This window comes from Kribbella sp. NBC_00709, assembly GCF_036226565.1.
Classification (GTDB): Bacteria; Actinomycetota; Actinomycetes; order Propionibacteriales; family Kribbellaceae; genus Kribbella.
The window spans coordinates 7,981,396-8,002,995 of record NZ_CP108996.1 but is presented as its reverse complement, the minus strand read 5'-3'; the positions used below and the strand labels follow the sequence as shown (position 1 = coordinate 8,002,995).

The following is a 21,600-nucleotide window of genomic DNA, read 5'->3' as shown; positions in this document are numbered from 1 at the left end:
GACATCACAATGCTACACGTTCTGATGTCAGTCAATGACATCAGCTAAGATCGACCCATGGGACGGTGGGAACCGGATGCGGCCGGGCGGCTGCGTGAAGCGGCGATGGCGCTGTACGCCGAGCACGGGTACGACGGCACGACCGTCGCCGACATCGCCGACCGGGCCGGCGTCACCGCGCGCACGTTCTTCCGGCACTTCGCGGACAAGCGCGAGGTGCTGTTCGCGGGCTCGGAGCAGCTCGAGCAGCAGATGGTCGCGGCGCTGGCCGCGGCCCCGGCGGATGCGACCCCGATGGACGCGGTCGCCGCCGCGGTCCTCGCGTCGGCCGAGTTCTTCGACGACATCCGCCGGGCCTACTCGCGCCGTCGTCAGGCCGTCATCAACGCGACGCCCGAGCTCCGGGAGCGCGAGCTGATCAAGATGGCCTCGCTGACGTCGGCGCTCACCAAGGGTCTGCTCGAGCGTGGGGTCGCCCCCGATGTCGCGGCGTTGGCGGCCGAGACCGGGGTCGCGGTGTTCCGGGTTTCGTACGAGCGCTGGATCACCGACCCGGACGGCGGGCCGATCGTGGACGTCATCCGGGCGACGCTGAAGACGCTGTCCGGTCTGACGGCTTGACGCTCTCGTGCCAGGAGGCGATGCCGACCAGCGTCACGCAGGTCGCGGCGATCAACGCGAGGTCGGCCACCGAGCCGAGCTGCGGTGTCGCGAGCGGTAGCAACAAGAGGACCGCCACGCCGGCCGCCGCCGCGCCCAGGTGGACGCGGGACGGCTCCGAGATGATCCGGTGCACGCCCCACAAAAGGCCGACGAAGCAGGCGGTCGGGACGGCGACGGCGTAGCTCGCCGCGGTGGGGGAGATGTGCAACTCGTGGCTGGTCTGCTCGACGACGACCTCCAGGCCGGCGCCGAGAGCGGCGAGCGACGCGAAGATGCCGTAGTGCCCGTAGCCCCAGCGGTACGAGCGGTGCCGGCGCTCCTCGAGTCGCGGACCGGCTGGATGCAGGAAATACAGCCACCACAAGGCGAACAGGATCACCAGCCCGCAGCCGGCGACCGCGATCAGTTCTCCACTGACCTCGGTCTCCTCGACGGCCCGGCGTACTCCGTTGGACGCGGCCAGGACCGCTTCACCCAGCAGGATGATCGTGAACAACCCGTACCGCTCGGCGATGTGGTGTGGATGCCAGTGCGTCGCGCGCGGCCGCTCGGCCCACAACGGCACCGACAACTCGAGGATCGCCAGGATGATGAACGCGGCGAGCAGCACGCCGTCGGACGCGCCGCTGTCGGCCAGATACAGCCGGACGAACCAGCCGACCTGCAAGGCGCCGATGCCGAACGCATACCGGAACGCCGTACGACGTGAGTCCGGATCCTCGATGCCCGCGCGCAGCCACAGCGAGATCAGCCCGAGCCGCATGATCAGGTAGCCGGAGGTGAGCATCAGATAGTCGCCGTGGTCCGCGGCCGCCGGGACGCCCGCGGCGAGCAGCAGCACGCCGGCCATCTGCACCATGGTCAGGATCCGGTACGTGACGTCGTCGGTGTCGTACGACGAGGCGAACCAGGTGAAGTTCATCCACGCCCACCAGATTGCGAAGAAGACCTGGAGGAACGGCAGCAACCCGTCGCCGGCGTGGCCGTCGGCGATCGTGTGCGCGAACTGCTCGGTGACCGCGGCGACGGCGACCACGAAGGTCAGGTCGAACAGCAGCTCCAGCTGGCTGGAGACCCGGTGCGGCTCGTCGATCGGCCGTGCGGTCATCCGGACCCGGATGCGGATGGTCGCGTCGGGCACAGCGGCTCCCCTCGTCGGCGGTCGTCAATCAGTGAGACAGCGCACAGGTCGCGGATGTGACTGTGCGGTGGCTGTCACAAGCCCGGTGGGTGCCCTGTCTTATCTCGTGACAGCTCGAAATCAATCGAAAGGGTTCTGCGATGAAGATCGTCGTGATCGGCGGCACCGGCCTGATCGGCACGAAGTTGGCGGCGAAGCTCACCGAGCACGGACACGAGGCGGTGCCGGCCGCGCCGAGCACCGGCGTGAACACCATCACCGGCGAGGGGCTGGACGCTGTCCTGAAGGGCGCCGACGTGGTCGTCGACGTGGCCAACTCGCCGTCGTTCGAGGCCGGGCCGGTGATGGAGTTCTTCAAGACCTCGACCGGTAACCTGCTGCAGGCCGAGGACGCGGCCGGCGTCCGGCACCACGTCGGGATCTCGATCGTCGGCACCGAGCGGATGCCGGAGAACGCCTACTTCGCCGCGAAGATCGCCCAGGAGGAGCTGATCAAGGGCTCCGGTCTGCCGTACTCGCTGGTGCACGCGACGCAGTTCTTCGAGTTCGTCGGGCCGACCGCGGACTCGGGCACCGGCGACGACGGCAAGGTGCACATCGCGCCGGTCGCCTGGGCACCGATCGCCGGCGAGGACGTCGCGAAGAACCTCGCGAAGGTCGCGGTCGGCGAGCCGCTGAACGCGCGGATCGACATCGCCGGCCCGGACGAGTACCGCATGGACGAGTTCTTCCGGAAGGCGCTGGCGCAGCGCGGCGACACCCGTGAGGTCGTCTCCGACCCGCACGCCCTGTACTTCGGCGCCGAGCTGAAGGAGCGCAGCCTGGTCCCGGTCGGCCCTGCCACCCTCGGCGAGCTGCACTACGACGAGTGGTACGCCGCTCAGGCCGGTCGATGACGATGAGCAACGACGAGCAGTTCCTGCACGAGCTCGAGGTGGAGGTCGACGCCGACATCCGGCTGAACGCCGCGGGCACACCACCCGAGGACGATGCCGACTGGGTGCTCGATCCGTATGAGGCACAAGCCGAAACGGCCGATCTCAACAGCCTGAAGGCCGCCATCGAAGTCTTGGAAGGCGAGGATCAGCCGTATCCTCCAGCGGAGAACTGACAGAAGGGTGTCGATGGAGCTCGACGATGCGGTCGCGGTCTTCAACGAGGTGCGGCCGCGGCTGATGGGCATCGCCTACCGGATGCTGGGCAGCCATGCCGAGGCTGAGGACCTGGTCCAGGAGGTGTGGATGCGCTGGCAGGCAGCGGATCGCAGTACGGTCCAGAGCCCGGTGGCGTACCTGTCGACCGCGGTGACCAGGCTCGCGATCAACGCGAGCCAGTCCGCGCGCGCCCGGCGGGAGACCTACATCGGTCCCTGGTTGCCGGAGCCGGTCGATACCAGCGCCGACCCGTACCTCGGTGCCGAGCGCGGGGAGGCGCTGAGTTTCGCCGTCCTCCTCGTGCTCGAGCGGCTGTCGCCGACCGAGCGGGCGGCGTACATCCTGCGGGAGGCGTTCGACTACCCGTACGACGAGCTCGCCACGATGCTGCAGACGACGCTGCCGGCCGTGCGGCAGCTCGTCAGCCGGGCGCGCAAGCGGATCCGCGCCGAACGCCGGACCGAGGTCAGCGGGACCGAGCAGAAGAAGTTGCTCTCGGCATTCGTCGAGGCGGCGCGGTCGGGCGATCTCGGCCAGCTGGAGCAGTTGCTGGCCAAGGACGCGATCAGCTACTCCGACGGTGGCGGCGTTGCCCGGGCGTCGAAGTTCCCGGTGGTCGGGCGGGAGCGGGTGGCGAAGTACTACCGCGCCTTCCACACCCGGTTCTGGGAGGGCGTCGAGGTCGAGCTCGGTGCGGTGAACGGGGAGCTGGCCGCTATGTGCAAGCGCGACGGCGTGCTGTTCGCCGTGTGCACGATCATCGCGTCGGCCGACGGTATCGACGAGGTGCTCTGGATGATGAACCTGTCCAAGCTCTCCGCTGTCGCTTGAGCTGGAGGAGATGTGTTCAAGCGGAGCGATCATGCCGTCGTGCACCGGTTCGCGACTGCGTGCCGGGCCGGCAGCGCCGGTGCGATCCGGAGCCTGCTCTCGCCTGAGGTGATCGCCGTCAGCGACGGCGGTGGTCAGGTCTTCGCGGCGCCGGGTCCGGTCCGAGGGGTCGCGCAGGTTGCGCAGTGCGTCAGCGACCTGCTCGACGTACACCCTGGCCTGGCGTTGACGGTCGAGGCGGTCAACGGTCAGCCGGGTGTGGTACTGCGTGGCGCCGACGGGGTCGTCGCCGTCGTGAGCCTGAAGGTGACGGGCGGGAAGGTCGCCGCCGTCTGGATCGTGCTGAACCCGGACAAGCTGCGGCACTGGGTGTGATCCCCACGGGAATGAACGCCCCCTGGTCTGGTGTTGACGTGTCAACCTAGACTTGTTGTGGTGAGCGGACAGGAGAGTGGGCGTCATGCCTGATACGGCCGAGTTGGCCACGGTGGATTTCGGACTCGACACCTTCGGGGACATCCCCGTGGACGACAGCGGCGCGCCGGTGACGGACGCGGCGGCGATCCGGCAGGTGGTCGCCGAGGCGGTGCTGGCCGACCAGATCGGCGTGAACGCGATCGCCCTCGGCGAGCACCACCGGCCGGAGTTCTCGATCTCTTCACCGGAGACGGTGCTGGCCGGCATCGCGACCCAGACGTCGAACATCAAGCTCGGATCCGGCGTGACGGTGCTGAGCTCGGACGACCCGGTGCGGGTGTTCCAGCGGTTCTCCACCGTGGACGCGCTGTCGAACGGGCGGGCCGAGGTGATCCTCGGACGCGGATCGTTCACCGAGTCGTTCCCGCTGTTCGGGTACGACCTGGCCGACTACGACGTGCTGTTCGAGGAGAAGCTGCAGTTGTTCGTGCAGCTGCTCGACGAGAAGCCGGTGACCTGGGAAGGCACGGTCCGGGCCGCGCTCGACAACGCCGACGTCTATCCGAAGACCGAGTCCGGCCGGCTGAAGACCTGGGTCGGGGTCGGTGGTTCGCCGCAGTCCGTCGTTCGCACGGCGTACTACGGGTTGCCGTTGATGCTCGCGATCATCGGCGGGGCGCCGGTCCGGTTCGCGCCGTACCTCGATCTGTACAAGCGGGCGGCCGAGCAGTTCGGTACGGTCGCGCATCCGGTCGGGATGCACTCGCCGGGGTTCGTCGCGGAGACGGACGAGCTGGCGAAGGAGATCTACTTCGAGCCGTACAAGGTGATGCGGGACCGGATCGGGGCGTTGCGCGGCTGGCCGCCGTTGAAGCGCGAGGAGTTCGAGTCCGAAGTACTGCACGGATCGATGTACGTCGGGTCGCCGGAAACTGTGGCCCGCCGGATCGCCGGTGCGGTGAAGACGCTGGGGGTGTCGCGGTTCGACCTGATCTATTCGGGTGGTCCGCTGCCGGTCAGTGCACGGATGAAGGCCGTCGAGTTGTACGGCACGAAGGTCATCCCGCTGGTGCGGGACATGCTTGCGGAGGGATCGGAGTGACGACGATCGGGATCCTGGGGGCCGGGAAGGTGGGGACCGTCCTGGCGCGGCTCGCAGTCGCCGCCGGGTACCGCGTGCTGATCGCGGGATCGGGTGAGGTCTCGAAGATCGCGTTGATCGTCGAGGTCGTCACGCCGGGCGCCATCGCCGCGACCGCTGCCGAGGTGGCCGCGGAGGCCGACGTGGTGATCCTGGCGCTACCGCTCGGCAAGTACCGGACGATCCCGGTCGAGGCGCTCCGCGGCAAGCTCGTCATCGACGCGATGAACTACTGGTGGGAGGTCGACGGCATCCGCGACGATCTCACCGACCCGCGGACGTCGTCGTCGGAGCTCGTCCAGGAGTTCCTGCCCGGGTCGCGGGTCGCGAAGGCCTTCAACCACATGGGTTACCACGACCTCGACGAAGGCGCCCGCCCGGCCGGTTCGCCCGGCCGCAAGGCGATCGCGATCGCGGGCGAGCCCGCCGACGCCGCCGAGGTCGCGAGGATCGTCGACGCCCTCGGCTTCGACCCGGTCGTCGCCGGTCCGCTGTCCGACGGCGTACGGCTGGAACCGCACACCGAGATGTTCGGAGCCAACGTCACCGCCGACGAGGTCCGCACCCTCCTCGACCGCTTCCCCGACACCCCCCGCGGCCAACTCGTCGCCGAAGCCCGCGCCGCCTGAACTCACCCGCCAACCAGGAATCCGCGACGGAGATGGTTGGCGGGTGCTCAAGAGTCATGCAGCTACGGGAAGTGGCTCCGCGGTAGGGCGGCGTGCGCCGCGTTCGGCGCCGACGCCGGCGGCGACGACGCAGGCGATGCCGACGGCCTGGACGACACCAGGTGCCTGGCTGAGGAAGATCCAGCCGACCAGGAGTGCGAGCGCGGGCTCGAGGCTCATCAGCGTGCCGAACACACCCGCGTCGAGGCGGCGGAGAGCCAGGTACTCGAGGCTGAACGGGATCACCGGCAGGAGCAGCGCCAGCCCGAACCCGATGATCACCAGCTGCCAGGTCATGACCGGGATCGTACTCGGTCCGGCGACCGCGGTGGCGACCACGGCGGCCACCGGCAGCGAGACGCCCATGCCCTGCAGGCCGGTGACGCTCCCGCCGACGTGCTGAGTGAGGACGATGTACGCCGCCCAGCAAGCGGCCGCGCCCAGCGCGAACAGCACGCCCAGACCGTCGACCGAACCGTGCCACGGCTGCGTCAGCAACATCACGCCGGCGAACGCCAGCCCCGGCCAGATCAGCCGCCCACGGCTCCGCAGTACCGCGACCGTCAGCGGGCCGAGGAACTCCAGCGCGCTCGCCGTGCCGAGGGGCAGCCGGGCGGCGGCGGCCATGAACAGCAATGTCACACCGGCGGTCGCGATGCCGAGCCCGACCGCGGCCAGGAACGAGTTGCGGTCGAACGAACTGCGGCGCGGCCGGAACAGCACGAGCACGATCAAGCCGGCACAGCTCAGTCGCAGCCACGCCGCACCCTCCGGACCGACCCGGTCGAAGAGCCCGACGGAGGCGGCCAGCCCGAGCTGGACCATCGTCATCGACAGGACCGCGAAGGCTACGCCGGTCCGGCTGTCATGTCTGTGCATGCCTTCCAGTGAAGCTCGCGATTTCATTCGCGTCCACGTGTTAATCCTGCACAAGTCGTTCATGATGAGTGAATGGAAGTACGCCGTCTCGAACTCCTCCTCGCCCTGTCCCGGCAGGGATCGATGCATGCGGTCTCCCAGGCGCTCGGCGTCACCACGTCGACCGTCTCGCAACAGATCGCCGCGCTGGCCAAGGAAGTCGGGATGCCGCTGCTCGAGCCCGACGGCCGCCGCGTGCGGCTCACCCCGGCGGGCCGGCGGCTGGCCGGGCACGCAGTGGACATCCTGGCTGCCCACGAGGCCGCGCGCGCCGACCTCGATCCGTCGGCCGAGCCGGCCGGGACGGTTCGCGTGGCCGCGTTCCATACGGTGATCCGGGACACCCTGCTGCCCGTCGTACATCAGCTCGCCGCCGACCATCCCGCCGTACGGCTGGAGATCCAGGAACAGGAGCCGCCCGAGGCGCTCGCCCTGCTGGAGCGCGACCAGGTCGACCTCGTCCTCAGCTACGACTACAACCTCGCGCCCGCCGCCGTCGACCCGGCGCTCGAATCCTCGCCGCTGTGGGAGTCGACCTGGGCCCTCGCCGTACCGTCACGGTCCCGCCGCACAACCGGTCCGACGGCCGATGTCCTGGCCGCCTTCGCCGACAGCGACTGGATCGTGAACTCCCGCCACACCGCCGACGAACACGTGATCCGCACCCTGGCGGCCCTGTCCGGCTTCGAACCCCGCATCACCCAGCGCGCCGACACCCTCCAGCTCGTCCAGGAGATGATCGTCGCCGGTCTGGGCGTCGCCCTTATGCCCGCCGCCTACCCCAAGACCACAGGCATCTCCGTACGCCGCCTCCGTGACCCGGACCCCCGCATGCGCGCCTACACCCTCACCCGCCGAGGCCGCACCGCCTGGCCCCCACTGTCCCTCGTCCTCAATCTGCTGGCACGGCGTACGCGTTGAGGCTCGGTGCGCTGTCGCCTCACTCGACCAGTTTGCCGTCGGTGGAGACGTGGCGCATCAGGCGGCGGAACTCGGCTGGGATCGGTGGGATCTGCTCGGGTTTGATGTCGCCCGGGCCGGACCAGACGAAGTTCACCTGGAACGATTCGTCGAGGTCGGGGTAGTCCGAGCGGTTGTGGCAGCCGCGGGTTTCGCGTCGCACCAAGGCTGCGTCGAGTGTCGCCCGGGCGGCCATCGCCGACGCCTTCAGGTCGAAGGCATGGGCCAGGTCCTGGAAGCCGGCGATGTCCGGATGGACTCCCACCTGCGTCATCCGCCCCTCGAGCTCGGCCAGCTCCGACAGCCCGGCGTTGAGACCGTCCTCGTCGCGCACCACGCCGGCGCGGGTGGTCATCGTGTCGCGCAGGGCGCGTTGCAGGGCGCGGACGTTCTCCGGCCCGTCGTTCGTCAGCAGGTGGTCGATCTCGGCCCGCGCTTCCGCCACCGCGTCGGCCGAACGCAGCTGCGCCTGCCGGTCGATCGAGTACTTCGCGGCTTCCTCGGCCACGATCCGGCCGAACACCAGCAGCTCGATCAGCGAGTTGCCGCCGAGCCGGTTCGCGCCGTGCAGCCCGCTGGCGGCCTCGCCGATCGCCCACAGCCCGTCGACGCCGGTGCCGTGGTCCTCGGGCCGGACCCAGACCCCGCCCATCGAGTAGTGCGCGGTCGGGGCGATCTCGATCGGCTGCTTGGTGATGTCGAGCATCTGCAACTCGAGCAGCGTCTGGTAGACGCGCGGGAGCCGGCGCATGATCGTCTCCCGGGGCAGGTGCGACACGTCCAGCCAGACGCCGCCGTTCGGGGTGCCGCGGCCTTCCTTGATCTCGGTGTACTCCGCGAGCGCGACCCGGTCCCGCGTGGACAGCTCCATCCGCTCGGCGTCGTACCGGGCCATGAACCGCTCACCGAGCGCGTTGCGCAGCTGACCGCCCTCGCCGCGGGCCGCCTCGGAGACGAGCGTGCCGGCGGCGTTCTCCGGCTCGATCAGCCCGGACGGGTGGAACTGGACGAGCTCGGGATCGCGGAGCTTCCCGCCCGCCAGCACGGCGAGGCGGAACGCGTCGCCCGTGTTCTCGTCGCGGCGGGACGAGGTACGGCGCCAGATCCGGGTGTGGCCGCCCGCGGCCAGGATCACCGCGTCGGCGTGGATGACATACCGCCGCCCGGTGGTCAGGTCGAACCCGTACGCGCCGAAGACGGTGTTGTCCTTCACCAGGATCCGCGTCACGTAGACCGTGTCCAGGATCGGTACGCCGAGCTGGACCGCGCGGTTGATCAACGTGCGCTGGATCTCCAGACCGGTGTAGTCACCGGCGAACGCGGTCCGGCGGTAGGTGTGCGCGCCGAAGAACCGTTGCGAGATCCGGCCGTCGGCCTCGCGGGCGAACGGCATGCCCCAGCGCTCCAGGTCTTCGATGCCGCGGGCGGCGCCCTCGGCGACGATCTGGACCGTGATCGGATTCGCGAGCAGGTAACTCTCCTGCAGCGTGTCGGCGGCGTGCTGCTGCCACGTGTCCTGAGGATCCATCGTGGCCAGCGCCGCGTTGATGCCGCCGGCGGCCAGCGAGGTGTGCGCGTCGGACCGCGGGCGTTTCCCGAGGGCAAGGACCTCGACGCCCTGCTCGGCCAGCTCGATCGCGGCGCGGAGGCCGGCACCACCCGTTCCGATCACCAGGACGGACGTGGCGATCTGCTGTTCGGTGATGCTCATCGGTTCTCCTTCGCGTTCGGTGCTCTCACCCATCAGGACAACGCAGAGTGCCGATCTGTGACTGTCTCGCCGGTCACAACAACGCTGTCTGTTCGGTCTCTCCAGGTAGCCCGAGAGAAGTAGCGGGAGAAGTCCCGAGGGAAGTCCCCAGCGAAAGGAAGCCCCATGAGCGAGAATCCGGTCGTCGTCCTGGTGCACGGCGCGTTCGCCGAGTCGGCCAGCTGGAACGGCGTCGTCGAGCGGCTGCAGGCGCGGTCGATCGAGGTCGTCGCGGCGCCGAACCAGCTGCGCAGCCTGGACGGCGACGCACAGTACGTCCGCGACGTGATCGCCGGCATCGGGAAGCCGGTCGTGCTGGTCGCCCACTCGTACGGCGGCATGGTGATCACCGAGGCCGCGGCCGACAACGACGCGGTCAAGGCGCTGGTGTACGTCTGCGCGTTCGCGCCCGACCAGGACGAGAGCGCCTTCGCGTTGTCCGCCAAGTTCCCCGGCAGCACGCTCGGCGACGCGCTGAACGCATATCCGGTCAGCACCGGCGGCAACGAGCTGGCGATCCGGCCAGACGTGTTCCATCAGCAGTTCTGCGCCGACGTACCGGCGGAGCAGGCCGCGCTGATGGCCGCGACGCAGCGCCCGGCGACAGAGGCCGCGCTGACCGGTGGTCTGCGCACTGCCACCCCGGCGTGGCAGTCCATCCCGTCCTGGTTCGTGTTCAGCGACCAGGACCTGAACATCCCGGTGGCTCTGCACCGCTTCATGGCCGAGCGAGCCGGCGCGAAGGACACCCGGGAGATCGCCGGTGCGTCGCATGCCCTGAGCGTGTCCCAGCCCGAGGCGGTGACGGCCACGATCCTCGACGCACTGGGCGCTTGAGGCTACGAACTACGGACTCGACTACGAGGTTCCAGGGCGCGATGAGGGGTTGCCGGCGGCGACGCTGAGACAGCCCCCAGCGCAAGGAGTCCGGATCATGAGTACGGCGGGATTGGACGAGTTCCTCCAGGCAAGGCCACGGCTGTTCCGGATCGCGTGCCGGATCGTCGGCAATCCGCACGAGGCGGAGGAGCTCGTCCAGGACGTCTGGGTGCGCTGGCAGCGGACGGACCGCACGGTGGTCGCGGACCCGCAGGCGTTCCTGGCGACCACGGTGTCCCGGCTCGCGATCAACGTGGTGCAGTCGGCGCGACGACGGCACGAGACGGCGATCGGCTCGTGGCTCCCGGACGAGCGGATCGCGAGTGGAGTCGATCCGCATCTGTACGCCGAGAACCAGGAGGCGTTCGCGGTCGCCGTACAGCTGCTGAAGGAGCGGTTGTCGCCGGCCGAGCGCGCGACGTACGTACTGCGGGAAGGCTTCGACTACCCGTACCGGCAGATCGCCGAGACGCTTCGGATCGGGGCGCCGAACGCCCGGCAGCTGGTCAAACGGGCCCGCGATCGGCTCGCCGATCTGGCCCAGGAAGCGGTCTGATCCGGAGTTTCGGCACCTGAGAGTCCTATACCCTTCACGCCGTTCACCCTTAGCCTCTGTTGAGGGGGTGAGCGATGGCGAGCGACGGGTTCGACAACCTTGCGCCGGGACTGCGTGGTCGGCGGGCGGAGTGTGCGCGCCTGGACCAGGTCGTGGCCGGTGTGCGCTCCGGCACGGGCCAGGTGCTGATCGTCCGCGGCGAGGCCGGGATCGGGAAATCTGCCCTGCTCGAGTACCTCGTCGGCCGCGCCGAGGGCTGCCGGGTCGTCCGCGCCTCCGGGGTCGAGTCCGAGATGGAGCTGCCGTTCGCCGGTCTCCACCAGCTGTGCCTGCCGTTGCTCGATCGCAGCGACCGTCTGCCCGGCCCGCAGCGCGCGGCTCTGGAGGTCGCGTTCGGACTGAGCGCAGGCGGCCCGCCGGACCGCTTCCTGATCGGCGCGGCCGCGTTGAGCCTGCTCTCGGCGGCATCCGATCGGCAGCCGCTGCTGTGCGTCATCGACGACGCGCAATGGCTGGACCAGGCATCGGTCCAGACGCTGACCTTCGTCGGGCGCCGCCTCTTCGCGGACCGCATCGGCCTGGTCTTCTCGCTGCGTGAGCCGGTGATCGGCCCGGAGTGGAGCGGCTTCCGCGAACTGCCGGTCGTTGGTCTGGCCGACGAGTACGCCGGAGCGCTGCTCGACGCCGTCGTACCCGGGCGGCTGGACGAGCACGTGCGCGACCGGATCGTGGCCGAGACGCGTGGTAATCCGCTCGCCCTGATGGAGCTGCCGCGGGGGATGACCGCCGCCCAGCTGGCCGGCGGTTTCGAGCGACCCGATGCCCGTCCGCTCGCGAGCCAGATCGAGCAGAACTTCGCCCGGCGGGTCCAGACGCTGCCCCCGGACACGCAGCGGTTGCTGCTGACCGCCGCGGCCGAACCGGTTGGCGACGTTCCGCTGCTGGTCCGTGCGCTGACTCTCCTCGAGGTCCCGATGAGTACGGCGAGCCCGGCGGAGGCCGCGGGGTTGATCGATATCGCAGCCCGGGTCCGCTTCCGGCATCCGCTGGTCCGCTCGGCGACGTACCGGGCCGCTGATCCGGCCGAGCGGCGGATGGTTCATCAGGCGCTGGCGGAGGCGATCGACCCGGACGTCGATCCCGACCGGCGGGCCTGGCACCGGGCTCAGGGTGCGGACGGTCCGGACGAGGACGTCGCTACCGACCTGGTCAGCTCCGCCGACCGCGCCCAGCGCCGCGGCGGAATGGCGGCCGCGGCGGCGTTCCTCCAGCGCGCGACCGAGCTGACGCCGGACGCGGATACGCGGGCGGCCCGGGCGCTGGCCGCGGCCGGGGCCACTCTGCAAGCTGGTGCCTTCGAGAATGCGCTGCGGCTGCTCGTGACGGCCGGCGACGGCCGGGGCGACGACCTTCACCACGCGCGGGTGGACCTGCTGCGGGCACAGATCGCGTTCGCTTCCGGTCATGGGCTCGAGTCCGGGCCCATGCTCCTCAGCGTGGCTCGTCGCCTCGAACCGCTGGATCTCGAGCTGGCCCGCGACACCTACCTGCATGCGCTGGTGGCAGCGCAGTACGCCGGGAGATTCGGCGCCACCTCGGGACCGGACGGGATCAGCGCGCTGACCGGCGCCTCACAGGCGGCCCGAGCGGCTCCGACTACCGTCCGGCACCGCAAGCACGACGTACTGCTGGACAGCGTCGCAGTGCTCTTCTCGGACGGGTACCCGGCGGTGGTGCCGCTGGCCCGGGAGGCGGTCCGGTTGTACTCCTCGCCGGACGGCACGAGCGATCAGGACGATCTGCGGTGGCTCTTCCACGCGGAGCTGATGGCGGTCGATCTCTGGGACGACGAGGGCTGGGACGCGCTGGCCGTCCGCCACCTGGGGATCGCCCGCGGACTCGGTGACCTGAACGAGCTCCTGCTCGCGCTGCACCACCGGGTGCACCTGGACCTCTTCTCCGGCGAGCTCGCTTCGGCCGCGGCGCTGCTCGCGGAGGCCAAGAACATCAAGGACGCGACGGGTACGGACCTCGCGCCGTACGGCGAGATGGGTCTGGCGGCCTGGCGCGGGCGCGAAGGGGCGGCCACGCTGCTGATCGCGGCGGGCATCGAGGACGCGACCACCCGCGGCGAAGGCGGTGGACTGACGACCTGTCATGTCGCGAACTCGATCCTCTTCAACGGCCTGGCGAAGTACGACGAGGCGCTGGCGTCGGCCCGGCTGGCGACCGCTTATCCCGCCGAGTACGGCGTGGCGAACTGGGCGCTGCCCGAGCTGGTCGAGGCTGCCGTGCGCAGTGGCCACCCCGAGCAGGCGGCCGAGCGGTTCGAGCTGTTCGAGCAGATCGCGTCGTCGGCCGGCACGGACTGGGGGATGGGCCTGCTCGCCACCGCACGGGGCCTGCTGGCGCACGGGCGCGCGGCGGAATCGGCGTACCAGGAGGCGATCGAGCGGCTCAGCCGGACGCGGATGCGCATGCATCTTGCGCGGGCGCAGCTGGTGTACGGCGAGTGGCTGCGGCGGGAGGGGCGGCGGCAGGACGCCCGCGGGCAGCTGCGGGCGGCGTACAAACTGTTCACCGAGGCCGGCGCCGGTGCGTTCGCCGAGCGGGCCGGGCGCGAGCTGGCCGCGACCGGTGAGGTGCTGGACGAGCGCCGGGCGGACCACAGCTCCGGCAGGGAGTCGCTGACGGCGCAGGAGGCGCATATCGCCGAGTTGGCGGGGGCCGGGCTGACCAATGCGGAGATCGGGGCGCAGATGTTCCTCAGTCAGCACACTGTGGAGTGGCATCTGCGCAAGGTCTTCGCCAAGCTGGGCATCGCGTCGCGCAAGCAGCTCCGCCCCTGAGGACGTCACATCCGGCGCGCGCGAGTTGTCTTACCTGACAGAAGCTACGGACGGAGACCACGTAAACATGGCGCGCAGGATCTTGGTGGTGGGCGGCGGGTATGCCGGGTTCTACACGGCGTGGCGGCTGGAGAAGAAGCTGCGGCGGGGTGAGGCCGAGGTGATCCTGGTCGACCCACGGCCGTACATGACGTACCAGCCGTTCCTGCCCGAGGTGGTGGCCGGATCGGTCGAGGCGCGGCACGCGGCGGTGTCGCTGCGGCGCAACCTGAAGCGGACGAAGATCGTGTCCGGCATGGTGGTCAACATCGCGCATGCCGACCGGACGGTGACAATCCGGCCCGCGGACGGGCCGGACTACTCGTTGTCGTACGACGTGATCGCGGTGACCGCGGGCGCGGTGACCCGGGTCTTCGACGTGCCCGGGGTGGCCGATCGGGCCATCGGGATGAAGCACGTCGAGGAGGCGGTCGCGATCCGGGACCGGCTGTTCACCGCGTTCGACGAGGCGGCCGGGCTGGAGCCGGGGCCGCTGCGGCGGAAGCTGCTGACGGTCACCTTCGTCGGCGGTGGGTTCTCCGGCGTCGAAGGGTTCGCGGAGTTGCTGTCGCTGGCGCGGGCGCTGCTGAAGAGGTACCCCGAGCTGTCCGAGAGCGACCTGGCGTTCCACCTGGTCGAGGCGAGCGGCCGGATCCTGCCCGAGGTGACCGACCAGCCCGGCCAGTGGGTCGTGAACATGCTCGAGAAACGCGGCGCGCAGGTGCATCTCAACACCACGATGAAGGCGGCCGAAGACGGGCACGTGGTGCTGTCGGACGGGTCGGAGTTCGACTCCGAGCTGATCGTCTGGACGGCCGGCAACGCCGCGACCCGTCTGCTGCGGAACCACACCGACCTGCCGCACAACCAGCGCGGGATGGTCCAGGTGCGGGCCGATTTGCGGATCGGGACCGACACCGAGGTGATCGAGGACGCGTGGGCGGCCGGTGACGACGCCGCCGTTCCCGACCTCACGTCGTCGACGCCGGGTGCGTACACGGTGCCGAACGCGCAGAACGCCGTGCGGCAAGGGAAGTTGCTGGCGAAGAACCTGCTGCGGTCGCTGCGTGGTCGGGAGCCGAAGAAGTACGAGCACCACAGCCTCGGGGTGATCGCGACACTCGGCCTCGGATCCGGCATCTTCCAGTACAAGCGGCTCGTCATCAAGGGTGTGCTCGCCTGGCTGATGCACCGCGGCTACCACGTCCTTGCGGTCCCGACCTGGGACCGCAAGATGCGGGTGCTGGCGATCTGGCTGGTGGCGTTCTTCTACGGCCGCGACATCGTGTCGCTGGCCTCGGTCCAGAGTCCGCGTGAGGCGTTCGAGGCCGAGGCGAAGGCGCGAGCGCTCAGCGCGAGCCGCCCGGGATGAGCAGATCGGTCAGGCCGAACGCGTCGCCGGCGGCGGGCAGCGTCGGCCGCCACTCCGGCTCGAGACTGAGGTAGCTGGCCAGGTCCGCTCGCAGCAGCCCGATCAGTACTTCGGCCACGATCCGCCCGCCGACCGGACCGAGTCGGTCGCCGTCGCCGAGGTACTCGGACTCTTTGAGGATGTAGAACCACAGCGGCGTGCCGCCGGGCCAGGTCTCCCCAGTGATCGAAGGGGTCAGCGGCGGCACGTCGAGCAGCTTGGCGACCTCCTCGCCGCTGGGCAGCCCGGTCGTGTCACCGCGGAGCAGATCGCGAACGGCCAGCGATCGGTACGCCGTCTCGTCGACCGCTCCCGTGATCCGCTCGGGCAACCCGATCAGGCTTGCCGCGAGCCGCCCATCGAGCCGCTTGGAGCGCTGCGCCGGCGGCCGGCCCGGTACGTCGAAGATCTGCGCCAGATCGAGCCGGTGGTCCTCGGGCAGCGGGCCGAAACCGACCAGGTCCGGAAAGAGCGGGAACTCCGGGCCACCCTCGACCAGGTGGTACGCGTGCCGGATCTGACCGTGCCCGTAGCGGTACGCCCCGTCCGCGTACTCCAGCGGGATGAACGCCTGCATCGGCTCCGGGTTGAACCACTTCCCGCCGTCCTCGAGCACCTCGTCGACGAGCGGACGCCCGACCAGCCGCGGCAGGAAGTCGTGGACGACGATCCACTGGTAGTGCCAGGTCAGCGTGATGCGCGCCTTCTCGAACACGTCCTCCTCGGCGACGCCGCTCGCGTGCAGGTGGTCGACGATCCGGTTGTGGGCCTGCAGCAACGCCACATGCAGACTCAGCGAGAAGATGTGCACGTCGTTGCGCGGATCGCCGATCAGCGCAACACCTTGCGGGTTCCGCGGTACGTCGAACCCGTCGGGGCTGAGCAGGAACTTGGCCGCGTCGTCCAGGTCGAACATGTACGGCGAGCCGATCGGACCGTCGGCGTACAGCATCTCGAGGTTGAGCCGGGGCGACCGCGCGTTCCGCAACGCGCCGGTCTCGACGCCGCCCATCAGCGGCGATCGGTCCGCCGTGGTGTCATGCGCCAGCAGCTGCCCGAAGAAGGGCCACCCGGCCGCCTGCACCGCGTCGTCCCCGCCGGCGCCGAGGTCGAGCGCGGAAGCGGCGTCACAGATCCCGCCGTCGCCACCGGCCCGCATCAACACGTGCGGATCGGTCCCCAGCGGCTCGAGTCCCGGAAACATCCGCCCGTACCGCGCGCCGCCGGTCGGCCGATCCACACTGCGCACCGCACTCAGACAGTGGTCCCGCGCCGCCGGATGCGTACTCATTCCCAACCTCCCGAAGATTCGATCCACAGAGGAAGACAGCCCAAGCATGCCGGATGTGACCGGGTGTTCAGTTGATGCGGGTGAGGCGGCCGTCGGGGAGGACGCGGATGGTGGTCTTGCGGGTGCCGACGGTCAGGTCGACGAAGACCATCGTGCCGACGGTGCGGGTCTTGTAGGTCACCGTTTCGGTGGAGCCGGCGGGGACGATCGCGGACAGGATGTTCGCGGTGGTCCCGTTGCGGTTGAACTTGACCACCGAGGCCGACTGGCGGTGGAAGATGTCGGGGTAGTACCACCCCTGCACCGGGTCCTCCTGGCCCTGGACGACGGTGATGCCGTCGGCGGGCACCTGCTGTTGATAGGGAATCTGGAGCAGGTAGGTCTTCGACTTGTCGCCGGGCTTGGCGGCCACCGCGGTGGTGGGGGACTGGACCGTTACCTTCTGGTTCGGCGCGAGGTGCCAGAGCGTTTCGTACCGCTGGGTGCCGACCGACTGACCGCGGTCCAGCGTGATGATCAGGTCGGGATCCTTCAGCACCAGTACGTCGCGCTTCCGGGTCACGCCCGGCGCCGGCGAGTCGGCGAGCGAGTACGACTCCCAGGTCGGTGTGATCGACGCTTGCACCAACGTCGTCTGCACGGACGCCATGTCAGCCGACGGGATCGTCATCACGTTGTGCGCGGCCGCACTCTTCGACCACGCCTGCCATTTGTCCAGCTGGTAGCCGGAGTGTCCCGGGTCGATCAGGACGTCGCGGCCGTGCGACGAGTACGTGATGGACATGTGGTCGTCATGACCGTGCAGCGTGCGCGCCACGCCGTACCGGATGCTGTACGTCGACTCCTGCGCGAACGGTCGCGTCTCGCCCCAGCCGGTCCGGCCGAAGATGTACCCGGCGTCGTACACCGCGACGCGCTTCGACGGCTTCGTCCCGTGCTTCCCGAGCGAGGCAACGTAGTCCAGTGCGGTCCCGGCCGCGCCGGTCGGCTTCTGCGCCACGGCGTCACCGACCTGCTGCAGGTAGCCGGTCGACTTGGTCGCGAGCGCCAGCCACTCCGACAGCGCGGCCCGCCGCTGGGAGATCACCGGCCCGGGGTTCGATCCGCATCGCTGCAGGGCTGTCGTAGCCCGGCCCCACAGCAGGTAGTTGAACATCGCGTACCCGACCGATTGCTCGTTCGTCGAGCCTTGCGTGTCGATCGCCGTGGTGATCGCCTCGGTCAGCCGATTGACCGCGAGCGTCTTCAACTCCGGCCGCTTCAGCGTGCACCCGACCCCGAACAGTGCGATGCTCTCGTCGGTCCCGTGGTTCGACATGCCGCTGAAGTTCACGATCATGAACTGCGCATGGTCGATCAGGGCCTTGTCGAGCCACGCGTACTGCCTCGGCAGCGACTGGACGTGCATCCCGGTGAGCACGGCCTGGCGGGCGCACAACAGCACGTTGGTGCGGTGCATCGTGGCCTCCCACGCGCCGATGTCGCCCTTCCACGAGTACGGGTTGTCCTGCACCCAGTCGTGGATGATCGCCATCGTGTGCGCGAGCACCTTGCGGTCACCGCGCTGCCCGGCCTCGAGGCCCTGACCGAGCCAGCGCAGCGAATGCAGCCACATGTACCAGCTCGGCTTCTTGTACGGGTCGGAGCGCCAATTGATGTCGCCGTTCCCGTTGCCGACCTTGTACGGCGGATCGTCGCCCCAGGAGAACGTGTCGTTCATCAGCATCGACACCGGGACCTTCGACTCGATGCCGCTGAACCCGGGGCACTCGTAGGTCCCGGTGTTGGCGACCGGTGTGGCCGGCGGGGGAGTGGCCGGCGTGTCGACGCCCGGCAGCGGCTCGTCGGTCGAATCCGGGAGGCTGGGCTTCGGGCTGGGCGTGCTGGGCTTCGGTTTGCTCGGTGTGGGCGAGCCGCTCGCGACGACCGGCGTACTGCGATGGGCGCCAGGCATCAGCACGAAGACGGCGCCGGCGAAGGCGACCCCGCAGACCAGTACACAGGCAAGCGTCAGCGCGACGGTCGTACCCAACCGCCTCTCGCGCTGCGAAGCCACTCGCTCCCCCTCCTGGCCGGCCTTCGACTGGAAGACGTTCCAGCCCACCCGATTCGTTGCATCCGGCCCCGGTTCGATCGATTGCAGCGTGGACGAGCGATTTCTTCAAGATCCGGCGCCACTGCCCCAGGAAAGCTACCTGCATGAGCGAGAGAACCTTCACACCGGCCCTGGGCCGCTTCCTCCCGACCAGGTACTACGACATTGTCGCCGCCCTGGTCCGCGAGCGGCTGTGGCGCGGCCTGGTCGTCCGCGAGGCTGCCCCGGGCCCTGGCGACCTGCTGGTCGACGTCGGCTGCGGCACCGGAACCCTCGCCCTCCTGCTGCGCCAGGCCGAGCCCGAGGCGTGGGTGATCGGCGTCGACCCGGATCCCGCCGTCCTGGCGACGGCGAAGCGCAAGGCCGGACCGGTGGCGGTCGAGTGGCGGGCCGGGATGGGCGACGAACTGGGGGAGGTCGTCGGCTCAGAGATCGCGGATGTCGCGGTGTCGACCCTTGTGCTGCATCAATGCCCGCTGCCGGTGAAACGCGCGATTCTCGCCGCGATGTACGACGTCCTGCGGCCCGGCGGGCGGCTCGTCATCGCGGATTACGGACTGCAGCGTACGCGGGCGATGCGGCTGGCGTTCCGGATCGTGCAGCTGGCCGACGGCTTTCAGGACACCCAGCCGAACGCGGACGGGATCCTGCCGACGCTGATCGCCGAGGCCGGGTTCCTCGACGTCCGCGAGGTCGAGGTCGTGCCGACGGTCACCGGGTCGATCTCGGTGCTGACGGCGCGGCGCGGAGCGCTGGGAGGACCTCCGTCGGCGTGAGCCCGATCATCTCGCGCATCCACCGGGTCAGGTGGGCCTGATCGGCGAAACCGGCCGTCACGGCGGCGTCGGCGAGTGACTGCCCCTCGGCGAGCCCCTCGGCGAGCCCCTCGGCGGCCCGGCGCAGCCGCGTCCAGATCCGCCACCGCGAGAGCGGCATCCCGAGGGTCTCACGGGCGACCGAGCGCAGGCGTTGCGGCGAGATCCCGACCCGCGCGGCGTGCTCGGGCATCGACAGCTGCCACTCGGACAGAGTCAGTTCCATCGCGTCGACGAGCCGTGGATCGAATCCGTCCGACGCCTGGGCCGCCGCCGGACCGAGATCCTCATCGCGCAGGTCGGCGAGCGCATCAACCACGGTGATCCCGCCGTACCCGCGGAGGCGGTCGGCGAACGCGCATTGGGGGTCGACGAAGTAGGTGCGGAGGTCGGCGGACGGGAGCAGCCGGTGCCAGGTCATCGGTGGTACGACGAGGGCCGGGCCGCGATGCTGTACGGCGGCGTCGTCGACCATCGCGACGTCCGCGCCGATCGCGATCTGGAACGCGGCGTGCCGGTGCCTAGAGCCGCCGGCCGCGGGCCCCTGGTAACAGGCGAACCCGTCGCGGATCAGGAATCGCATGCGGCCGAGGGTACGGGGACCGGAGTACGTCGGCCGACGGCGCCGACCGCGCTGACGCACAGACCGGCGATGCTCGCGGCGGCGGCCACGATCGTGCAGCTGACGAAACCGCTGCTGAGATTGTGCGCCGTACCGAGCAGCGGGCCGAACGTGGCGACCCCGATCGCACCGCCGATCTGGCGGGAGGTATTGAACGCGGCCGAGGCGGCGCCGTGCAGGTCGGGTTCGACGGCGGCGATCGACTGTGCGGTCATGGTCGGGACGAGCAGCCCGGAGCTGAAGCCGATCGGGACGAGGGCGAGCACCATCGGCCAGACGGCGGTCGACGTACTGGCCCAGGCGAGGCCGAGGAGAGCGAGGGTGAGCACGGCCTGGCCGATCGCGAGGACGGCGGGCCGGCCGAGGCGGCGGGCGAGTGGCGCCGAGCAGAGGTTCGCGATCGAGATCAGGCCGGTCAGCGGCAGGAACAGCAGGCCGGTGACCAGCGGGCTGAGGCCACGGCCCTGCTGGAGCAGAAGGCTCATCGTGAACAGCACGCCGTAGAAGGCGAAATTCAGCAGCGTGCCCTGCGCTGCGGCCGCCGCGAAACCGCGATCGGCGTACAGCTTGGGCGGTAGCAGGGGCGCGCGAACGGAACGCTCCACCCAGACGAACGCGATCAGACCGGCGATCGTCAGCGCGGCCGCACCGAGTACTGCGGGATCGAGCCAGCCGCGCGTGGGTGCCTCGATCAGCGCGAACACCAACCCGCCGATGAACGCGGTTGCCATCCCCATCCCCGCCAGATCGAGCCGTCGAGCCCGGCGTACGACGGACGGCATCGAACGCAAGGCCCAGATCGCGGCCGGGATGCCGATCACCACGTTGACGGCGAAGACGGCTCGCCAGTTCGCGAGGGCGACCAGGCCGCCGCCGATGAGCGGGCCGGCCGCCATGCCGGCGCCACCGGCCGCGGCCCACCAGCTGACGAGGCGGTGGCGGGTGTGCTCGTCGGTCGCGGATGCGGTCGCGAGGACGAGCGCGCTGGGCAGCAGCAGCGCCGACCCCGCGCCCTGTACGAGCCGGGCGAGGTTCAGCATCAGCATCGAGCCGGCCATCGCGCAAACCGCGGACGACGCGGTGAACACCACGAGCCCGGTCAGGAACGCCCGCTTCGCGCCGAGCGTGTCCGCGATCGCGCCGGCGCCGAGCATCAAGGCGGCGAACGACAGCGTGTAGGCGTTGAGCGACCACTCGAGCTCGGCCCGGGACGCGTTCAGATGGGTGGCGAGCTGGGCCAGGGTGACATTCACGATCGTGCTGTCGACGAACACCATGAACGAGGCGATCAAGGCAAGGGCAACAACGGAGCGGCGGTGTTCGACGGGCACGAGACAAAGCCTAGGGCATTGTTTGACGTAGGTCGAACAATATCCACGGGGCGGGACCCGTTGACGTCC

20 protein-coding genes are annotated in these 21,600 nt (G+C 69.8%); 13 read left to right on the top strand and 7 right to left on the bottom strand.

Going from position 1 to position 21,600, the window contains the following annotated elements:
* Positions 1–57 precede the first annotated feature (57 nt).
* Positions 58–621 carry a TetR/AcrR family transcriptional regulator gene (locus tag OHA18_RS38970; RefSeq protein WP_329000413.1) on the top strand — a complete coding sequence of 188 codons (564 nt, stop codon included), beginning with the start codon at positions 58–60 and terminating at the stop codon, positions 619–621.
* Here OHA18_RS38970 and OHA18_RS38965 read toward each other — a convergent pair.
* Positions 578–1,804 carry a low temperature requirement protein A gene (locus tag OHA18_RS38965; RefSeq protein ID WP_329000412.1) on the bottom strand — a complete coding sequence of 409 codons (1,227 nt, stop codon included), beginning with the start codon at positions 1,802–1,804 and terminating at the stop codon, positions 578–580. The two genes, OHA18_RS38970 and OHA18_RS38965, sit on opposite strands and share 44 nt — an antisense overlap.
* Positions 1,805–1,944: 140 nt before the next feature.
* Between OHA18_RS38965 and OHA18_RS38960 the strand changes: the two genes are divergently transcribed.
* The 6 genes from OHA18_RS38960 to OHA18_RS38935 all read left to right on the top strand — a co-directional run bounded on the left by OHA18_RS38960 (position 1,945) and on the right by OHA18_RS38935 (position 5,976).
* A complete protein-coding gene (locus OHA18_RS38960) occupies positions 1,945–2,700 on the top strand; it encodes an SDR family oxidoreductase (protein ID WP_329000411.1) in 756 nt (251 codons plus the stop codon).
* A gap of 2 nt (positions 2,701–2,702) precedes the next feature.
* Positions 2,703–2,915: a hypothetical protein gene (locus OHA18_RS38955; protein WP_329000410.1), complete on the top strand. Its 213-nt coding sequence runs from the start codon at positions 2,703–2,705 to the stop codon at positions 2,913–2,915.
* Positions 2,916–2,928: 13 nt separating this feature from the next.
* A complete protein-coding gene (locus tag OHA18_RS38950) occupies positions 2,929–3,789 on the top strand; it encodes an RNA polymerase sigma-70 factor (protein WP_329000409.1) in 861 nt (286 codons plus the stop codon).
* 12 nt (positions 3,790–3,801) lie between these two features.
* On the top strand, positions 3,802–4,164 hold the full coding sequence (locus OHA18_RS38945; RefSeq protein WP_329000408.1) for a hypothetical protein: 363 nt from the start codon (positions 3,802–3,804) through the stop codon (positions 4,162–4,164).
* 85 nt (positions 4,165–4,249) lie between these two features.
* A complete protein-coding gene (locus OHA18_RS38940) occupies positions 4,250–5,308 on the top strand; it encodes an LLM class flavin-dependent oxidoreductase (RefSeq protein ID WP_329000407.1) in 1,059 nt (352 codons plus the stop codon).
* Positions 5,305–5,976: an NADPH-dependent F420 reductase gene (locus OHA18_RS38935; RefSeq protein ID WP_329000406.1), complete on the top strand. Its 672-nt coding sequence runs from the start codon at positions 5,305–5,307 to the stop codon at positions 5,974–5,976. The genes OHA18_RS38940 and OHA18_RS38935 overlap by 4 nt, the downstream gene beginning before the upstream one ends.
* A gap of 54 nt (positions 5,977–6,030) precedes the next feature.
* Here OHA18_RS38935 and OHA18_RS38930 read toward each other — a convergent pair whose 3' ends face one another.
* On the bottom strand, positions 6,031–6,894 hold the full coding sequence (locus OHA18_RS38930) for an EamA family transporter (RefSeq protein WP_329000405.1): 864 nt from the start codon (positions 6,892–6,894) through the stop codon (positions 6,031–6,033).
* A gap of 72 nt (positions 6,895–6,966) precedes the next feature.
* Between OHA18_RS38930 and OHA18_RS38925 the strand changes: the two genes are divergently transcribed.
* Positions 6,967–7,854 carry a LysR family transcriptional regulator gene (locus OHA18_RS38925; RefSeq protein ID WP_329000404.1) on the top strand — a complete coding sequence of 296 codons (888 nt, stop codon included), beginning with the start codon at positions 6,967–6,969 and terminating at the stop codon, positions 7,852–7,854.
* A 19-nt stretch (positions 7,855–7,873) separates the two neighbouring features.
* Here the strand turns inward: OHA18_RS38925 and OHA18_RS38920 are convergent, their stop codons facing one another.
* The gene (locus OHA18_RS38920) at positions 7,874–9,604 is read right to left on the bottom strand and encodes an L-aspartate oxidase (protein WP_329000403.1); all 1,731 of its coding nucleotides are present in this window, start codon (positions 9,602–9,604) and stop codon (positions 7,874–7,876) included.
* A 165-nt stretch (positions 9,605–9,769) separates the two neighbouring features.
* Between OHA18_RS38920 and OHA18_RS38915 the strand changes: the two genes are divergently transcribed.
* The 4 genes from OHA18_RS38915 (at position 9,770) to OHA18_RS38900 (ending at position 15,338) form a co-directional block, all read left to right on the top strand.
* Positions 9,770–10,480, top strand: a complete 711-nt coding sequence (locus OHA18_RS38915; protein WP_329000402.1) for an alpha/beta fold hydrolase — start codon at positions 9,770–9,772, stop codon at positions 10,478–10,480.
* Positions 10,481–10,577: 97 nt separating this feature from the next.
* Entirely contained in the window at positions 10,578–11,078 is a 501-nt protein-coding gene (locus OHA18_RS38910) for a sigma-70 family RNA polymerase sigma factor (RefSeq protein ID WP_329000401.1), read from the top strand.
* Between the two features lie 74 nt (positions 11,079–11,152).
* Positions 11,153–13,927 (top strand): helix-turn-helix transcriptional regulator, encoded by a 2,775-nt coding sequence (locus OHA18_RS38905; RefSeq protein ID WP_329000400.1) that lies wholly within the window; start codon positions 11,153–11,155, stop codon positions 13,925–13,927.
* 67 nt (positions 13,928–13,994) lie between these two features.
* Positions 13,995–15,338: an NAD(P)/FAD-dependent oxidoreductase gene (locus OHA18_RS38900; protein WP_329000399.1), complete on the top strand. Its 1,344-nt coding sequence runs from the start codon at positions 13,995–13,997 to the stop codon at positions 15,336–15,338.
* On the opposite strand, the gene OHA18_RS38895 is transcribed toward OHA18_RS38900, so the two are convergent.
* Together OHA18_RS38895 and OHA18_RS38890 are read right to left on the bottom strand one after the other, a co-directional pair.
* On the bottom strand, positions 15,316–16,668 hold the full coding sequence (locus tag OHA18_RS38895; RefSeq protein ID WP_329000398.1) for a peroxidase family protein: 1,353 nt from the start codon (positions 16,666–16,668) through the stop codon (positions 15,316–15,318). The genes OHA18_RS38900 and OHA18_RS38895 overlap by 23 nt on opposite strands.
* Before the next feature lie 67 nt (positions 16,669–16,735).
* A complete protein-coding gene (locus tag OHA18_RS38890) occupies positions 16,736–18,724 on the bottom strand; it encodes a heparinase II/III domain-containing protein (protein ID WP_329000397.1) in 1,989 nt (662 codons plus the stop codon).
* A 143-nt stretch (positions 18,725–18,867) separates the two neighbouring features.
* On the opposite strand from OHA18_RS38890, the gene OHA18_RS38885 reads away from it, so the two are divergent.
* Positions 18,868–19,539 (top strand): class I SAM-dependent methyltransferase, encoded by a 672-nt coding sequence (locus OHA18_RS38885; protein WP_329000396.1) that lies wholly within the window; start codon positions 18,868–18,870, stop codon positions 19,537–19,539.
* On the opposite strand, the gene OHA18_RS38880 is transcribed toward OHA18_RS38885, so the two are convergent.
* Together OHA18_RS38880 and OHA18_RS38875 are read right to left on the bottom strand one after the other, a co-directional pair.
* On the bottom strand, positions 19,475–20,161 hold the full coding sequence (locus tag OHA18_RS38880; protein WP_329000395.1) for a helix-turn-helix domain-containing protein: 687 nt from the start codon (positions 20,159–20,161) through the stop codon (positions 19,475–19,477). The genes OHA18_RS38885 and OHA18_RS38880 overlap by 65 nt on opposite strands.
* On the bottom strand, positions 20,149–21,531 hold the full coding sequence (locus OHA18_RS38875) for an MFS transporter (RefSeq protein WP_329000394.1): 1,383 nt from the start codon (positions 21,529–21,531) through the stop codon (positions 20,149–20,151). Before OHA18_RS38875 ends, OHA18_RS38880 begins: the two co-directional genes overlap by 13 nt.
* Positions 21,532–21,600 lie beyond the last annotated feature (69 nt).

What these genes read in the sequence shown, in the direction of transcription:
- OHA18_RS38970 (WP_329000413.1), top strand. Translation starts at nt 58, where the DNA reads ATGGGACGGTGGGAACCGGATGCGGCCGGGCGGCTGCGTGAAGCGGCG.
- OHA18_RS38960 (WP_329000411.1), top strand. Translation starts at nt 1,945, where the DNA reads ATGAAGATCGTCGTGATCGGCGGCACCGGCCTGATCGGCACGAAGTTG.
- OHA18_RS38955 (WP_329000410.1), top strand. Translation starts at nt 2,703, where the DNA reads ATGAGCAACGACGAGCAGTTCCTGCACGAGCTCGAGGTGGAGGTCGAC.
- OHA18_RS38950 (WP_329000409.1), top strand. Translation starts at nt 2,929, where the DNA reads ATGGAGCTCGACGATGCGGTCGCGGTCTTCAACGAGGTGCGGCCGCGG.
- OHA18_RS38940 (WP_329000407.1), top strand. Translation starts at nt 4,250, where the DNA reads ATGCCTGATACGGCCGAGTTGGCCACGGTGGATTTCGGACTCGACACC.
- OHA18_RS38930 (WP_329000405.1), bottom strand. Translation starts at nt 6,894, where the DNA reads ATGCACAGACATGACAGCCGGACCGGCGTAGCCTTCGCGGTCCTGTCG.
- OHA18_RS38925 (WP_329000404.1), top strand. Translation starts at nt 6,967, where the DNA reads ATGGAAGTACGCCGTCTCGAACTCCTCCTCGCCCTGTCCCGGCAGGGA.
- OHA18_RS38920 (WP_329000403.1), bottom strand. Translation starts at nt 9,604, where the DNA reads ATGAGCATCACCGAACAGCAGATCGCCACGTCCGTCCTGGTGATCGGA.
- OHA18_RS38915 (WP_329000402.1), top strand. Translation starts at nt 9,770, where the DNA reads ATGAGCGAGAATCCGGTCGTCGTCCTGGTGCACGGCGCGTTCGCCGAG.
- OHA18_RS38910 (WP_329000401.1), top strand. Translation starts at nt 10,578, where the DNA reads ATGAGTACGGCGGGATTGGACGAGTTCCTCCAGGCAAGGCCACGGCTG.
- OHA18_RS38905 (WP_329000400.1), top strand. Translation starts at nt 11,153, where the DNA reads ATGGCGAGCGACGGGTTCGACAACCTTGCGCCGGGACTGCGTGGTCGG.
- OHA18_RS38900 (WP_329000399.1), top strand. Translation starts at nt 13,995, where the DNA reads ATGGCGCGCAGGATCTTGGTGGTGGGCGGCGGGTATGCCGGGTTCTAC.
- OHA18_RS38895 (WP_329000398.1), bottom strand. Translation starts at nt 16,668, where the DNA reads ATGAGTACGCATCCGGCGGCGCGGGACCACTGTCTGAGTGCGGTGCGC.
- OHA18_RS38885 (WP_329000396.1), top strand. Translation starts at nt 18,868, where the DNA reads ATGAGCGAGAGAACCTTCACACCGGCCCTGGGCCGCTTCCTCCCGACC.
- OHA18_RS38880 (WP_329000395.1), bottom strand. Translation starts at nt 20,161, where the DNA reads ATGCGATTCCTGATCCGCGACGGGTTCGCCTGTTACCAGGGGCCCGCG.